Raw genomic sequence first — 12,849 nt, 5'->3', positions numbered from 1 at the left:
ATTGGCCATGCCAGCGCTCCTACAGAATCCACCTGTACCTGGCCATTGCCTGTTTATCGAGGTTTTTAACGATGCGTGCCGTTCTACTGCTCGGCTTGTACCTGTTGTCCGGGCTGGCCTGGGGCGAGGCCTGCGTGATCCACAGTCAGGCCGAACGCCTGGACGTCAAGGTCTGCCAGCAAAACCGCAGCATCCCGCCGAACCTGTTTCGCAGCGGTTTCTGCCAACCGCAACTGAAGGGCCAGAAGGTCGAAGTCGCCTTCGTCGAGCAATGCCCGATCGGCGCCTACGGCGTCTGTCGTAACGCCCAGGTCAGAGGCATGCCCTACCAGCAGGACATTCATTACTACGGAGTGGCCAGCGACGCCGCCTACCTCAAGCCGTTCTGCGAACGGCAGAGCCGAGGCGTGTGGATGGCGCGCTAGCCACACCCAGGTAGGGTGCGCCATGCGCACCGATAACAACTCGGCTGGCCGCCGGTGCGCAGGTCGTACCTTACTCCGGCAGTACCCCCGGCATCAGGTCAGCCAATCCAGGGTCAGCAACAAGCGCCGCGCGCCTGCTGGCGGTTGCGGCGAGCGGTGAATCAGCCCGCCGCCCTCGTTACCGACCCATTTCTCGCCCTTGGCCAGCAGCACATGGCCGGTCGCGGCGCGTTCGATCCGGGCCTCATCCACGGGCTCGGCCGCCGGGTCGCCGAGGCGCTGCCGCGCCATCACGCCCTCGCGCAGCCACTGGCTGCCGACCCCGGCATAACTGGTGATCAGGCGCAGCGGCACATGGTCGACGTGAAAGCGCGGGCACATGGCCCTGTCCAGCACGCGCAGGCGCAGGCCGATGCGCTTGGCGTCGAGCAGGCAGGAGAAGGCAGCGACCAGCCAGGCCACATCGGTGATAAAGGCCGCGTGGCCGGGCAACTCGCCATAGCCCTGGAGCAGGTCGCCAAGATCCACCGGGCTCTCCGAGTGCGCCAACTCCAGCACCCTGGACTCTGCCAACGGCTCACCCCGGGCCAGTAACTGCTCGGCGAACGCACCGATCGCTGGCGGCAATCGACGTTGCCAGACGGCCAGGTTGACCTCATCACGCAACACCTCGCCGAGCACCTCGATCTGCCCGCCGGCGACCTGCTGCAACGGCTGCCTGGCGGGCATACCCGCCTCCCTCATCCGGCGCTGCGCACCACCTTCTCCCGGAGGGAGAAGGGCATAAGGATGGCGTCGCTGCGCGACTTTCACATTAATGGGCGCAAGCATCAGGCCGCCTCCTCCTCGACCCAGGGGCCGAAGGGATCGGGCAGCGCCCGCCAGGCATCCACGCCCAGGGCCATTTCCGCGTCATCCAGCAGGCAGGCATCCAGCTCGGCGGTCAGCTGGGCGAAGTCGATGTTCTGGCCGATGAACACCAGCTCCTGGCGGCAGTCGCCGCTCTGTGCTTGCCAATTCTTCATGATCGCCTGCAGGCCTTCGTCATCGCTCGGCCACTGGCTTTTCGGCACGAAACGCCACCAGCGCCCGGCAAAACCATGGCGCATCAGGCCGCCGGCCTGGGACCAGCTACCGGCTTCCTGATACTTGCTGGCCAGCCAGAAGAAGCCCTTGGAGCGCAGCAGGCGGCCATTGCTCCATTCGCGGTTGATGAAATTGAAGAAACGCTCGGGGTGCAACGGCCGCCGCGCCCGGTAGGCGCTGGAAGCGATGCCGTACTCCTCGGTCTCGGGGATGTGCTCGCCGCGCAGCTCCTTGAGCCAGCCCGGCGCCTGGGCCGCACGCTCGAAGTCGAAGCGCCCGGTATCGAGGATCTTGTTCAGCGGCACCGCGCCCATGGCCATCGGCAGGATCTCGGCGTGGGTGTTGAGGCCGCGCAGAATGGCGATCAGCTCCTCGCGCTCATGGCTGCCGATCAGATCGATCTTGCTCACCAGCAGCACGTCGGCGAACTCCACCTGCTCGATCAGCAGGTCGGTGATCGAGCGCTCATCCTCTTCGCCGAGGGTCTCGCCACGGCTGGCCAGGCTCTCGGCCTGGTGGAAATCGCGGAGGAAGTTGACCCCGTCGACCACTGTGACCAGGGTGTCCAGGCGCGCCAGATCGGCCAGGCTCTGGCCCTGTTCGTCACGGAAGGTGAAGGTTTCCGCCACCGGCAGCGGCTCGGAAATGCCGGTGGACTCGATCAGCAGGTAGTCGAAGCGACCGTCCCGAGCCAGGCGGCCGACCTCTTCCAGCAGGTCCTCGCGCAGGGTGCAGCAGATGCAGCCGTTGCTCATCTCGATGAGTTTTTCTTCTGCGCGGTTGAGGCTGACATCGCGCTGGACCTCGCTGCCATCGATATTGATCTCGCTCATGTCGTTGACGATCACCGCGACCTTGAGGCCCTCGCGGTTCTTCAGGATGTAGTTGAGCAGGGTGCTCTTGCCGGCACCGAGAAAGCCCGATAGCACGGTCACGGGTAGTCGTTCAGTCATCGCAGGGGTCTCCATCATTGATCACGGTCGCGCAGGTGTATTTCCCGTTGTTCCTGGCGCTCCTTGGCTTCGACGCACAGGCTGGCGGTGGGCCGCAGCAGCAGGCGCCTGAGACCGATGGCCTCTCCAGTTTCCCGGCACCAGCCGTATTCGCCACGGGCCAGGTGAGCCAGGGCTTGGTCGATCTTGTCGAGCAGTTTCCTTTCCCGCTCAAGCTGGCGCAGCTGCCACTGCCGCTGTTCTTCGGCGCTGCCGATATCGGCCGGGTCGCTGCTGGTTTCACGCTCGCGCAGGGCCTCCAACTCCTCGGCAATGCGCGCCTGCAGTTCGCCGCGCTGGTTCAGCAGCAAGGTGCGGAAGAATTGCTGCTGGGCGTCGCTCATATAGTCATCGGCCGGCTGGGCGAGCAGCTCGGCTTGGGTAAGCAGGGTCAAGGTCATGGTTCGAATTCACTGGCGTGGCGCTTTAATTGTTATAACATAACATTTATCGCCTCAGTCACACCCTGGATTTCTGATGAACGCCCTGACTCTGCCGGATATCGCCGCCCAAGCGACTCACTACCAACAACCCCTGGACTGGGTCGGCATGGGCGAAATCGCCCTGCCGCTGCTGTTTGCCGGGCAACGGATCAACGCTCGTGCCGATGCCGGGGTCAGCCTGGATGACGGCGGCGCGCGCGGCATTCATATGTCGCGCCTGTACCTGGCCCTGCAGGTCCTGGAGACTGACAACCTCAGCCCGCTGCTGTTGCGGCAACTGCTGGGCGAGTTTCTCGACAGCCATAAAGGCCTGTCGCAACAGGCCCATATCAGCCTGAGCGGCGAGGCTTTGCTCAGCCGACCGGCCCTGGTCAGCCCGCTATCAGGCTGGAAGGCTTACCCCTTCGAAGTGCGCGCACGCCAGGATTCATGGGGGTTCCACGTGGAACTGCAGGTTCAGGTCGACTATTCCTCGACCTGCCCCTGCTCCGCCGCCCTGGCCCGCCAACTGATCCAGCAGCGCTTCATCGAAGACTTCGCCAATCAGCCGCTCGACCATCAGCAACTGCTGACCTGGCTCGGCTCGACCCAGGGCATTCTGGCCACGCCGCATAGCCAGCGCAGCACCGCCACCCTGCAGGTGCGCCTGAGCCCGCAGGCCGACGAACTGCCCTTGATCGAGCTGATCGACCGCGCCGAACAGGCCCTCGGCACCGCGGTGCAGACCGCGGTCAAGCGCGCCGACGAGCAGGCCTTCGCCCTGGCCAACGGGCAGAACCTGATGTTCTGCGAAGACGCCGCGCGGCGCCTGCACAGCACCCTGTTGCTGCAGCCCGGGCTGAGCGCCTTCAGCCTGCGCGTGGTTCACGCGGAAAGCCTGCACGCCCACGATGCCGTGGCCGCCAGCAGCTGGAACTGGAGCCCGGCATGATCCGCTGCCAGCACCTGCAATGGGGGCCGAGCGGCCAGCCGCTGACCCCGCCGCTGGATCTGCAACTGCCCAGCGGCAGCCTGACCGGGCTGATCGGCAGCAACGGTTGCGGCAAGAGCAGCCTGCTCAAGGTGATCGCCGGCCTGCAACAACCGCTGCGCGGACGCCTCGAACTAGGCGTGCCGCGCCTCGGCGGCGTGGCCTATCTGGTGCAACAGCAGGCCCTCGACCGGCAATTCCCGATCAGCCTGCAGAGCCTGGTCAGCGCCGGCTTCTGGCGCAGCCCACTGAACCGCCGCGAACGCCAGGCGCGTCTGCAGCAGGTGCTGAGCGACTGGGGCCTGCTCGACCTGCAGCAACAGTCGCTGCAGGCGCTCTCCGGCGGCGAGCTGCAGCGCGCGCTGCTGGCACGCCTGAGCCTGACCGACGCCCAGGTGTTGCTGCTGGATGAGCCCGAGGCGGCGCTGGACGAGCACGGCCAGGCCCTGCTCTGGCAGCATATCCGGCGCTGGCAGGCCGAGGGCCGCACCCAGCTGCTGGTCAGCCATGACCTCGCCAGCCTTGGCCGGCGCCTGGACCACGCCCTGCAGGTGTCGCGCAACGGTTGCCGCTTCGCGCCGATTCGCCAGCTGATCGGCCAGCGCCCGCCCTTGGAACAGGTGGCCTGAGCATGGAACTGCTGTGGGCACCCTTCATCGAATTCGCCTTTATGCGCCGCGCCCTGCTCGGCGGCGTGGTGCTGGCATTGAGCGCCGCGCCGCTGGGGGTGTTTCTGATCCTGCGCCGCCTGAGCCTGATCGGCGACGCCATCGCCCACGGCATCCTGCCCGGCGCCGCCATCGGCTTCTGGCTGTTCGGCCTTAGCCTGCCGGCCCTGACCCTCGGCGGTCTGGTCGCCGGCCTGGGCATGGCCGGTCTGGCCGCCTGGGTCACCCGCCACACCGGCCTGCGCGAAGACGCCAGCCTGGCGGCCATCTACCCGATTTCCCTGGCCAGCGGCGTACTGCTGCTGGGCCTGGCCGGACGCCAGCTGGACCTGCTGCACCTGCTGTTCGGCTCGGTATTGGCCGTCGATCAAAGCACGCTCAACGGCATGCTGCTGGTCTCGCTCGGCAGCCTGGCGGGCCTGGCGCTGATCTACCGCTGGCTGCTGCTGGACAGCCTCGACCCGCTGTTTCTCGCCAGCGTCAGCCGCTTCGGGCCGCTGGCCTACGGCCTGTTCCTGACCCTGGTGGTGCTCAATCTGGTGATCGGCTTCCAGGCCATAGGCGCACTGATGGTGGTCGGCCTGATGATGCTGCCGGCCGCCGCCGCGCGCTTCTGGAGCGGCCACCTGCCCAGCCTGCTGCTGCTCGCCGCACTGACCGGCGCGACCTGCGTCTGGCTCGGCCTGCTGCTGTCCTACTACGCCAACCTGCCCAGCGGGCCCTGCATCGTGTTGCTGGCAGGCCTGGCCTATGCCCTTTCCGTGCTGTTCGGCCCGCTCAACGGCCTGCTGCGCGCCCAGCCCTTACCGTCACCCTGAGGAACGCTCCATGCGTGTATTGATCGCCCTGTTCGTCCTGTTCGCGTCGCTGCCCCTGAACGCCGCAGAGAAACTCAAAGTCGTCACCAGTTTCAGTATTTTGGCCGACATTACCCGACAGATAGCCGGAGATAAGCTCGAACTGCGCAATCTGGTCGGTGCCGATGCCGACGCCCATGTCTACCAGCCGAGCGCCGAGGATGCCAAGGCCGTGCTCGACGCCGACCTGATCATCGCCAACGGCCTGGGCTTCGAGCCCTGGCTGCAGCGCCTGATCGCCAGCAGCGATGCTCCCGGTACACGGCTCGACGCCAGCGCCGGGGTACTGCCGCTGATGCTCGATGAAGACGGCGACAAGGTCCCCGACCCGCATGCCTGGCAGAACCTGGCTAATGCCGAGATCTATGTGCAGAACATCGCCAAGGCGCTGAGCCAGGCCGATCCGGTCAATGCAGCGCATTACGCCAGCCGCAGCGAGGCTTACCTCAGCCAGATCCGCGCCCTGCTCGGCGAAGCCCGCGCCGGCCTGGGCCAGTTGCCACAGGCCCAGCGCAGCATCATCACCAGCCACGATGCCTTCGCTTACCTGGGCCAGGCCTACGGCCTGAATTTCATCGCGCCTCAAGGGCTATCCACCGAAGACGAGCCATCGGCCGCCGAAGTGGCCGCCCTGATCCGGCAGATCCGCGCCGACGGCGTGCGCGCGGTGTTCGTCGAAAATATCCGCGACCCGCGGCTGATCCAGCAGATCGCCGCAGAAGGCGGTGCCAAGGTCGGCGGCACCCTCTACTCCGATGCCCTGGCCAGCGAAGGCCCGGCCAGCAGCTACCTGGGCATGTTCAGGCACAACCTCGACACCCTGCTGGCCGCGCTCAAGCCGTGAGTCACAGGCGGCGCCAGTCGCCGATTTACCTGCCCTCGCCTGCCGGGTAACCTGCCGGCCTTCTCGTCGTTCAGGACTTACCTGATGTTCATCGGACAACTGGCCAAACTCACCGCCTGCACGCCCAAGGCGATCCGCCATTACGAAAAAATCGGCCTGCTCCCCGCGCCACTGCGCCAAGGCAGCTACCGCTGCTACGACCAGCACCACGTGACGCTGGTACGCATGATCCGCCAGGCCCAGGCCGTGGGCTTCAAACTGACAGAGATACTCCCGCTGATTACAGAAAAACTGCGTAGCCAGCGCTTCCCCCTCGAGACGGCCACCCTCGGCATCGAGCAAAAACGCGTGCAACTACAGGCCGAAATCCAGGCCTTGCAACGCCTCGACCAGCAACTGCTGCAGCTCAAGCAGGACATCAATCGTCTATTCGCACCCCATTAAGGTTCAACCAGCGAAAGCTTGACCCTGCCCCCAGGGGCAAGGTTTAGCCTGTCTCCCGACAAAACAGTCAACGCCGTGCAGGGAGATCGCAATGGGCACTTTATGTTTGGTAACCGGGGCCAACGGCCATCTGGGCAACAATCTGCTGCGGGCACTGTTGGCGCAAGGCCAGCGGGTGCGCGCCGGGGTGCGTGACCTGAACAATACCCAGCCATTCGCCGGGCTGGATTGCGAATTGGTATACGCCGAGCTCGAGGACCAGGCCGCACTGCTCAAGGCAATGGAGGGCGTCGAGGTGCTCTATCAGGTGGCCGCGGTGTTCAAGCACTGGTCAGCGGACCCTGAAGCGGAAATAGTCCGCGCCAATGTCGAAGGTACCCGCAGCGTGCTCGAGACGGCGGTGCAGGCCGGCGTCAAGCGCGTGGTCTACGTCAGTTCGGTCGCCGCCGTCGGCCACAACGGCCAAGCCTTGGACGAAGGCAGCTGGAACCAGGACCTGAGCAACCCCTACTACCGTTCCAAGATACTCTCCGAGCAACTGGCCTGGGAAATCGCCAAAGCCCATGGTCTGTGGATGGTGGCGGTGCTGCCTGCCGCGATGATCGGCCCCAACGCCTATCGCCTGAGCGACACCATGGCTTTTATCGAGCGCATCTACAAAAAATCCGTGCCCATGGACCCCAACTTTCATTTCAATTTCGTTGATGTGCGCGACGTCGCGCTGGCCTGCATCGCGGCCGCCAACCGGGGCGAAACCGGGCAGCGCTATATCCTGGCGAACCAGCACAGCTCCTCATTCAGCGACATAGTGGCGGCCGCCAATGCCGTTGCTCCTGGCTACAAGCTGCCACCGCACGCGCCACAATGGTTACTGCTGAGCCTTGCCTGGGGCGCCGAACTGCTTGCCAGGCGGACCGGCAAACCGGCGAACCTGACCCGCAGCCAGGTGCGCACCTTCTATGGCGTCAAACAGGAATACGACATCCGTAAAGCCTGTGCACAATTGGCTTACCAGCCCAAATCCCCCTTTGCGGCCTTGCGGGAAACCTTCGCATACTTACAACGGCGACAATCTGCTTGAGGCTGTGAGCGACATCCACCTCAGCCGAACCTTACAGCCCATGCCCAGCCATTCGGCCTTCACCTTGCGCGATTACCACGCCCAGGATCTGCAGGCGTTAGTCGAGCTGTTCAGCGCCTCGGTGCATCAACTCAGCGCCGAAGATGCCAAGGCCAGCACCTACCTGGGCATGTTCAAACACAACCTCGACACCCTGCTGATGGCGTTGAGGCCATGCATCCGTGGAGCCCATTGCGAGCGGCGCATCAGATCTTGGTGACGAACGTACGAGCTTGATAGAGCGCGAACCCGCTCAGCGCGATGATCACCAGCACCGCCAGGATATCGGCCCCCGGGTAACCCCAAAAATCAGACATGGTATTTCCTTTTCAGTTGGTGGATGAGCCGGTGCGGGTTGATCAGATCAGCGCGGTATCGCGCATGCGCTGACGCCCGAAATCGCTCAGCCGAAATTTGAACAGCACCTTGCCGAGACCGAAGTAGCCCTGCTCATCCAGTTGCTCCTCGACACTTTCGATAATGCCGCTGGAATAAAGATCGGTCAGGGTTACCCGCGTGGTGCCCCGCCAGTACGAGCCGGAAATAGCGTATTCACGCTCAAGAATGTTCGACACCTGCCAATCCCACAGACCTGCATCCAGCTGGTCATTGATCAGCTGCAGGATGCGGCCCTTCATGTGCAGCTGTTTCATGATCGGACCTCCTCTGGGTTGTTCCTGGACACGGCACGCACCACTTCCAGCACCTCGTCGCTCTCGGTGTACATGACAAAGCCACCGATCACGAAGAGGGCAAGCCCGGCGAGAAAATTCCACTCGGGAAACTTCAGGGTAAAGGCGGCCAGAAAGATCACCGCAAACAGGCCGTACAACGCCGCAATGGCCTGCCCGCGACCCACGCCGATAAGGGGAAAAGATTTGTACCAAGACACATAACAGAAGGCGAAGGTGACCCCGGCCAACATCAACCAGCCGATTGCCGCCCAGTTGAACGTGGCCACTACCAACTCCACCACCGGTTGATCGGTAAACAGATAAATGGCCGGCAGGATCAACGCGACCCAGTAGAGCACCTCGGCGGAGAAGCGTACGGTGATGCCAACGTCGGGGTCGGCGACATCCAGGCCTCGCCCAGCGATGGCCCCCTCAATACCCCAACCCAGGGCCGCCATGGCACCGCCCAGATAGCCCAGCCAGCCACTGTCACCGGTTCCCGTCAATTCACCGATAATGCCCGGCGCATATACCGTCACACCGCCGGCCATGATGATGAAAATGCCGATTGCAGCCCGTTTGGTTATTTTCTCCCGGTACCAGAGGCGCGCCAGGGTAGCGCCGATGATCGGGTACATCAGCGCGGCGATGGCGGCGAAGGCGCCTCCGATATAACCCATGGCCAGATAGGAACCGAAGATCGCCATGGGGCCACCGAAAATTGCACCGATGAAAAACCACTTGGAAATGTTACGCATCTGCCGAATGGTGCGGCCATATTCCCCCCACTTGCCAAGCACACCGTTCCAGATAAACAGGAAGAACAGCACGGCGATTGCGTTGAAGGTTGTCAGCACTGCTGCCGCCAACAGAAACTCCGCATTACTCTCATACGTCAGGTTGACATAGGGCGCTTCAAACCAGACCGCTGATCCGGGCACATACCAGGCCCCCCACAAAACAGCACACCACAACGCCCAGGTAAATCCCCAGCGAATACTACTGGCCGTAAAGCGCGTTCGCGCTTGTGCCAGGTTTGTATGCATCATTATTTTCTCCTTCAACGTTGAACGAGAGACGCATTGGCCGCCGAATAATGTAGTTAACTCAACTGCACTCGACACATCGCACCCAGCAAAAAAAGCACCGGGCAACGCCAATGTCAAAAACCTTGCATCACTCTTAATTTTTCCCACGAACACTTCGCGCTGTGCGGCACACGCTAACATGCAAATAGCAAAACCCGATAAACATTTAACTTTAAACACTCAAGCAAGCCGGGTAATTCACCACTCATCCAAGCAAACAATATCAGTTTCTATCGGATCTGTTCGCGCGCCTGAATATACACCTGAACCCATCGCGATCTTGCTGAACCCCCTGGCCAAACCACACAACTATTGGCCGCATCCCGGGTATTATGTAACCGCGACGGATGGCCGCGCCACACTGAGACGGCAACCTGTCACATCGGTATTTACAAGAAATAGCCCTAGTTAAGACCGCCTTCTTGCGCGACTGCCGAGCGCACCCGACCGACCATCATGATTATTGACCAAGGCCTGCCACACCTAGCTATCAGCGCACTCTAGGCTGCTTTAGCAAACCGTTTGTAGCGGCCCTACTGCTGCTCTCGGCGCACCTCAGAACATCACCAAACAGACAAATCAGCACACTTGCTGTATGGTCTTACATCATTTTCACGCACATCGACCTCATGAATCTTGCGACTCATGATTCTTGATCTATTAACTCGCCTAGTTGATAGACCGACGTCTTGTTATTTATCAAAGAGGTAACAAGACGTCTTATCCAGGGAGAAATTTATCACGATTCGAGTAGCCATTATTGGTGCCGGCCCCAGCGGCCTTGCACAACTTCGCGCCTTTCAGGCCGCCCAGGAACAAGGCGCTGAAACCCCCGAACTGGTTTGTTATGAAAAACAGGCAGACTGGGGCGGTTTGTGGAATTACACGTGGCGTACAGGCCTGGACAAGAACGGTGAAGCGGTGCACGGCAGTATGTACCGTTACCTCTGGTCCAATGGTCCAAAAGAATGCCTAGAGTTTGCCGATTACACTTTCGATGAACACTTTGACCAGCCCATCGCGTCCTACCCGCCCCGCGCGGTACTCTGGGATTACATCAAGGGCCGGGTCGAGAAAGCCGATGTCCGTCAATATATCCGTTTCAATACTCCGGTTCGGCAAATCAGTTACTGTCCACAAAGTCGTCAATTCACGGTCACTGCCCATGATCATGGCAGCGACAGTACCAGCAGTGAACTTTATGACCATGTGATTGTGGCGTCTGGTCATTTCTCGACGCCCAGCGTGCCCTTTTTCGAGGGGTTCGAGGGCTTCAATGGTCGCATTCTGCATGCCCATGATTTTCGCGACGCACTGGAGTTCAAGGACAAGGACATTCTGCTGATTGGCAGCAGTTATTCCGCCGAGGATATCGGTTCGCAATGCTACAAGTACGGTGCACGGAGCATTACCAGCAGTTATCGCAGCCGGCCCATGGGCTTCGATTGGCCGGATAACTGGGAAGAAAAGCCCCTGCTGACCAAGGTCGATGGCGATACCGCCTATTTTGTCGACGGCAGTTCAAAGCGAATCGATGCAATTATTCTCTGTACCGGCTATCTGCATCACTTTCCGTTTATGGATGAAGAGCTGCGCCTGAAAACCAGCAACCGTCTCTGGCCTCTTGGCCTGCACGAGGGCGTGGCCCTGGTCGAGCAGCCGAACCTGTTCTACCTTGGCATGCAAGACCAGTGGTACACCTTCAATATGTTTGATGCCCAGGCCTGGTATGTGCGGGATGTGATTCTGGGTCGCATCGTCATGCCCGCAAAACCCGTGATGGAGGCCGCCATCCAGGCCTGGAGTCGGCGTGAAGCGCTACTTGAAAGCGATGAGCAGATGATCCGGTTTCAGGGTGATTACATAAAATCCCTGATCGAACAGACCGACTATCCGACCTTCGACATCGAAGGTGTGAACCAGACCTTTCTGCAGTGGGAACAGCATAAGCACAACGATATCCTGACCTTCAGGGATCACTCCTATCGCTCCCTGATGACGGGCACCCAGGCACCGGCTCACCATACGCCGTGGCTCGAGGCAATGGATGATTCGCTGGACGCCTATCTGAATCCACCCTGCGTAGCGGAATCTGCAACGGCCATCTGAACCAGCCCGGGGCGCATCAGAACCTGCTCGGCTGGTGACCAACCGCTCTGGGAGCGCTTAGCCTGATCGTTGCAGAGGGCACTGGCATGGCACAGGTGATGTGCCCGTTATGGGCTGAGGGCAAAACCTGGGCCGGGCTGGGCCTGGATCGGCTATCTTTGCAAGTACGCGGGGTTGGTATGCCGGCCGAATGGCGACGTCTATCGGCAGCCCCTATACACCGCCGATCCGACCTGGCCACAGCACGTGCCAAGCCACCCCCAGCAACATCAGTCATGACCTATGACCAACCAACCAAACATTTCCATCCGTGATTACCGCCCCAGCGATCTCCGGGCTGTAGTCACCCTGTTCAGCACCTCCGTGCATGGTTTGGCGAGCGCTCACTATGACGCCACGCAGCGTCTGGTCTGGGCGCCGGAAGAAGCCGATCTGCAGGCCTGGCAAGTGCGCCTGGCGGCGCTGCAGATCAGGCTGGCGGAACACCGGGAACAGCTCACCGGGTTTATCGGCTTCACTGCCAACGGTCATATCGAGCTGCTGTTCAGTTCGCCGTTGTATGCCCGTCAAGGGGTGGCGACGGCACTTTACCGAGACGCCGAGGCCTGTTTGCGCAGCCTGGGAGTGGCTTCGGTCTTTACCGAAGCCAGCCTGACGGCGCGGCCATTCTTTACCCGCCAGGGCTTTTCTGTGGAACAGGCACAGACGGTGGCGCGCGGCGCTGTTACCTTGCAGCGCTTTGCCATGCGCAAGCCACTGCGCCCCTGAATGGCTGAGCGACAGCCAGCCCGGAGTAGCCATGACTCATCTGATCTGGACAGGACTTGCACTGCTGCTGCTGGCAGTCGCGGCTCTGGCCTACTGGACTTGGCGCAGTAACCGCCGCCTCAGACAGCTGGATCGGCGTGTCCGCCAGCAAGGCGAATTGCTCGAGCAAATCGACATCGTGCTGGAAAACCCGCACCTCAGCGAAGAAGAACAGCTGATCAGAAGCGAAGCCCTGCTGGCCAAGCTGCGGGAAAGCAACGAGTCCTGACAGGTCGTCTGGACGCAGGCATCCGGCCTGCCAGCGGATGGCTGCGCGACGCGCCATCTATGCCTTAAGAGATATGGTCAAGGGCCGACCATG

General features: G+C 61.8%; 16 protein-coding genes. 11 read left to right on the top strand and 5 right to left on the bottom strand.

Going from position 1 to position 12,849, the window contains the following annotated elements:
• Positions 1-71 precede the first annotated feature (71 nt).
• Positions 72-425, top strand: coding sequence for an NADH:ubiquinone oxidoreductase (locus tag R3355_RS20400; protein WP_318962857.1), 354 nt, complete (start codon positions 72-74; stop codon positions 423-425).
• Between the two features lie 93 nt (positions 426-518).
• Here R3355_RS20400 and R3355_RS20395 read toward each other — a convergent pair whose 3' ends face one another.
• The 3 genes from R3355_RS20395 to dksA form a co-directional block, all read right to left on the bottom strand.
• Positions 519-1,154 carry a DUF1826 domain-containing protein gene (locus tag R3355_RS20395; protein WP_318962856.1) on the bottom strand — a complete coding sequence of 212 codons (636 nt, stop codon included), beginning with the start codon at positions 1,152-1,154 and terminating at the stop codon, positions 519-521.
• A 101-nt stretch (positions 1,155-1,255) separates the two neighbouring features.
• The gene (gene zigA / locus R3355_RS20390; protein WP_318962855.1) at positions 1,256-2,464 is read right to left on the bottom strand and encodes a zinc metallochaperone GTPase ZigA; all 1,209 of its coding nucleotides are present in this window, start codon (positions 2,462-2,464) and stop codon (positions 1,256-1,258) included.
• A 14-nt stretch (positions 2,465-2,478) separates the two neighbouring features.
• Positions 2,479-2,904 (bottom strand): RNA polymerase-binding protein DksA, encoded by a 426-nt coding sequence (gene dksA / locus R3355_RS20385; protein ID WP_318962853.1) that lies wholly within the window; start codon positions 2,902-2,904, stop codon positions 2,479-2,481.
• Positions 2,905-2,980: 76 nt separating this feature from the next.
• On the opposite strand from dksA, the gene folE2 reads away from it, so the two are divergent.
• From folE2 to R3355_RS20350, 7 genes are all read left to right on the top strand, one after another.
• Entirely contained in the window at positions 2,981-3,877 is an 897-nt protein-coding gene (folE2, locus tag R3355_RS20380) for a GTP cyclohydrolase FolE2 (RefSeq protein ID WP_318962851.1), read from the top strand.
• A complete protein-coding gene (locus tag R3355_RS20375; RefSeq protein ID WP_318962849.1) occupies positions 3,874-4,545 on the top strand; it encodes a metal ABC transporter ATP-binding protein in 672 nt (223 codons plus the stop codon). Before folE2 ends, R3355_RS20375 begins: the two co-directional genes overlap by 4 nt.
• 2 nt (positions 4,546-4,547) lie before the next feature.
• Complete coding sequence (locus tag R3355_RS20370) at positions 4,548-5,402, top strand: metal ABC transporter permease (protein ID WP_318962848.1); 855 nt, start codon at positions 4,548-4,550, stop codon at positions 5,400-5,402.
• A gap of 10 nt (positions 5,403-5,412) precedes the next feature.
• Positions 5,413-6,285, top strand: coding sequence for a metal ABC transporter substrate-binding protein (locus R3355_RS20365; protein ID WP_318962847.1), 873 nt, complete (start codon positions 5,413-5,415; stop codon positions 6,283-6,285).
• Between the two features lie 84 nt (positions 6,286-6,369).
• On the top strand, positions 6,370-6,729 hold the full coding sequence (locus R3355_RS20360; RefSeq protein WP_318962846.1) for a MerR family transcriptional regulator: 360 nt from the start codon (positions 6,370-6,372) through the stop codon (positions 6,727-6,729).
• 91 nt (positions 6,730-6,820) lie between these two features.
• Positions 6,821-7,810, top strand: coding sequence for an NAD-dependent epimerase/dehydratase family protein (locus R3355_RS20355; RefSeq protein WP_318962845.1), 990 nt, complete (start codon positions 6,821-6,823; stop codon positions 7,808-7,810).
• 40 nt (positions 7,811-7,850) lie between these two features.
• Positions 7,851-8,069 (top strand): hypothetical protein, encoded by a 219-nt coding sequence (locus R3355_RS20350; RefSeq protein ID WP_318962844.1) that lies wholly within the window; start codon positions 7,851-7,853, stop codon positions 8,067-8,069.
• 139 nt (positions 8,070-8,208) lie between these two features.
• Here R3355_RS20350 and R3355_RS20345 read toward each other — a convergent pair whose 3' ends face one another.
• Both R3355_RS20345 and R3355_RS20340 read right to left on the bottom strand, forming a co-directional pair.
• On the bottom strand, positions 8,209-8,502 hold the full coding sequence (locus tag R3355_RS20345; protein ID WP_318946330.1) for a hypothetical protein: 294 nt from the start codon (positions 8,500-8,502) through the stop codon (positions 8,209-8,211).
• On the bottom strand, positions 8,499-9,572 hold the full coding sequence (locus R3355_RS20340; RefSeq protein ID WP_318946329.1) for a DMT family transporter: 1,074 nt from the start codon (positions 9,570-9,572) through the stop codon (positions 8,499-8,501). Before R3355_RS20340 ends, R3355_RS20345 begins: the two co-directional genes overlap by 4 nt.
• A gap of 777 nt (positions 9,573-10,349) precedes the next feature.
• Here R3355_RS20340 and R3355_RS20335 point away from each other — a divergent pair.
• The 3 genes from R3355_RS20335 to R3355_RS20325 all read left to right on the top strand — a co-directional run bounded on the left by R3355_RS20335 (position 10,350) and on the right by R3355_RS20325 (position 12,756).
• On the top strand, positions 10,350-11,720 hold the full coding sequence (locus tag R3355_RS20335; RefSeq protein WP_318946363.1) for an NAD(P)/FAD-dependent oxidoreductase: 1,371 nt from the start codon (positions 10,350-10,352) through the stop codon (positions 11,718-11,720).
• A 282-nt stretch (positions 11,721-12,002) separates the two neighbouring features.
• Positions 12,003-12,488, top strand: a complete 486-nt coding sequence (locus tag R3355_RS20330; RefSeq protein WP_318962843.1) for a GNAT family N-acetyltransferase — start codon at positions 12,003-12,005, stop codon at positions 12,486-12,488.
• 31 nt (positions 12,489-12,519) lie between these two features.
• Complete coding sequence (locus R3355_RS20325; RefSeq protein WP_318946327.1) at positions 12,520-12,756, top strand: hypothetical protein; 237 nt, start codon at positions 12,520-12,522, stop codon at positions 12,754-12,756.
• Positions 12,757-12,849 lie beyond the last annotated feature (93 nt).

The sequence above is a fragment of the Pseudomonas sp. genome (genome assembly GCF_033723075.1).
Lineage (GTDB): Bacteria > Pseudomonadota > Gammaproteobacteria > Pseudomonadales > Pseudomonadaceae > Aquipseudomonas.
This window is presented reverse-complemented; position numbering and strand designations above follow the sequence as displayed.

Excerpts from the sequence above, each read along its gene's own strand:
- R3355_RS20400 (WP_318962857.1), top strand. The coding sequence starts at position 72 with ATGCGTGCCGTTCTACTGCTCGGCTTGTACCTGTTGTCCGGGCTGGCC.
- R3355_RS20395 (WP_318962856.1), bottom strand. The coding sequence starts at position 1,154 with ATGCCCGCCAGGCAGCCGTTGCAGCAGGTCGCCGGCGGGCAGATCGAG.
- zigA (WP_318962855.1), bottom strand. The coding sequence starts at position 2,464 with ATGACTGAACGACTACCCGTGACCGTGCTATCGGGCTTTCTCGGTGCC.
- dksA (WP_318962853.1), bottom strand. The coding sequence starts at position 2,904 with ATGACCTTGACCCTGCTTACCCAAGCCGAGCTGCTCGCCCAGCCGGCC.
- folE2 (WP_318962851.1), top strand. The coding sequence starts at position 2,981 with ATGAACGCCCTGACTCTGCCGGATATCGCCGCCCAAGCGACTCACTAC.
- R3355_RS20375 (WP_318962849.1), top strand. The coding sequence starts at position 3,874 with ATGATCCGCTGCCAGCACCTGCAATGGGGGCCGAGCGGCCAGCCGCTG.
- R3355_RS20370 (WP_318962848.1), top strand. The coding sequence starts at position 4,548 with ATGGAACTGCTGTGGGCACCCTTCATCGAATTCGCCTTTATGCGCCGC.
- R3355_RS20365 (WP_318962847.1), top strand. The coding sequence starts at position 5,413 with ATGCGTGTATTGATCGCCCTGTTCGTCCTGTTCGCGTCGCTGCCCCTG.
- R3355_RS20360 (WP_318962846.1), top strand. The coding sequence starts at position 6,370 with ATGTTCATCGGACAACTGGCCAAACTCACCGCCTGCACGCCCAAGGCG.
- R3355_RS20355 (WP_318962845.1), top strand. The coding sequence starts at position 6,821 with ATGGGCACTTTATGTTTGGTAACCGGGGCCAACGGCCATCTGGGCAAC.
- R3355_RS20350 (WP_318962844.1), top strand. The coding sequence starts at position 7,851 with ATGCCCAGCCATTCGGCCTTCACCTTGCGCGATTACCACGCCCAGGAT.
- R3355_RS20345 (WP_318946330.1), bottom strand. The coding sequence starts at position 8,502 with ATGAAACAGCTGCACATGAAGGGCCGCATCCTGCAGCTGATCAATGAC.
- R3355_RS20340 (WP_318946329.1), bottom strand. The coding sequence starts at position 9,572 with ATGATGCATACAAACCTGGCACAAGCGCGAACGCGCTTTACGGCCAGT.
- R3355_RS20330 (WP_318962843.1), top strand. The coding sequence starts at position 12,003 with ATGACCAACCAACCAAACATTTCCATCCGTGATTACCGCCCCAGCGAT.
- R3355_RS20325 (WP_318946327.1), top strand. The coding sequence starts at position 12,520 with ATGACTCATCTGATCTGGACAGGACTTGCACTGCTGCTGCTGGCAGTC.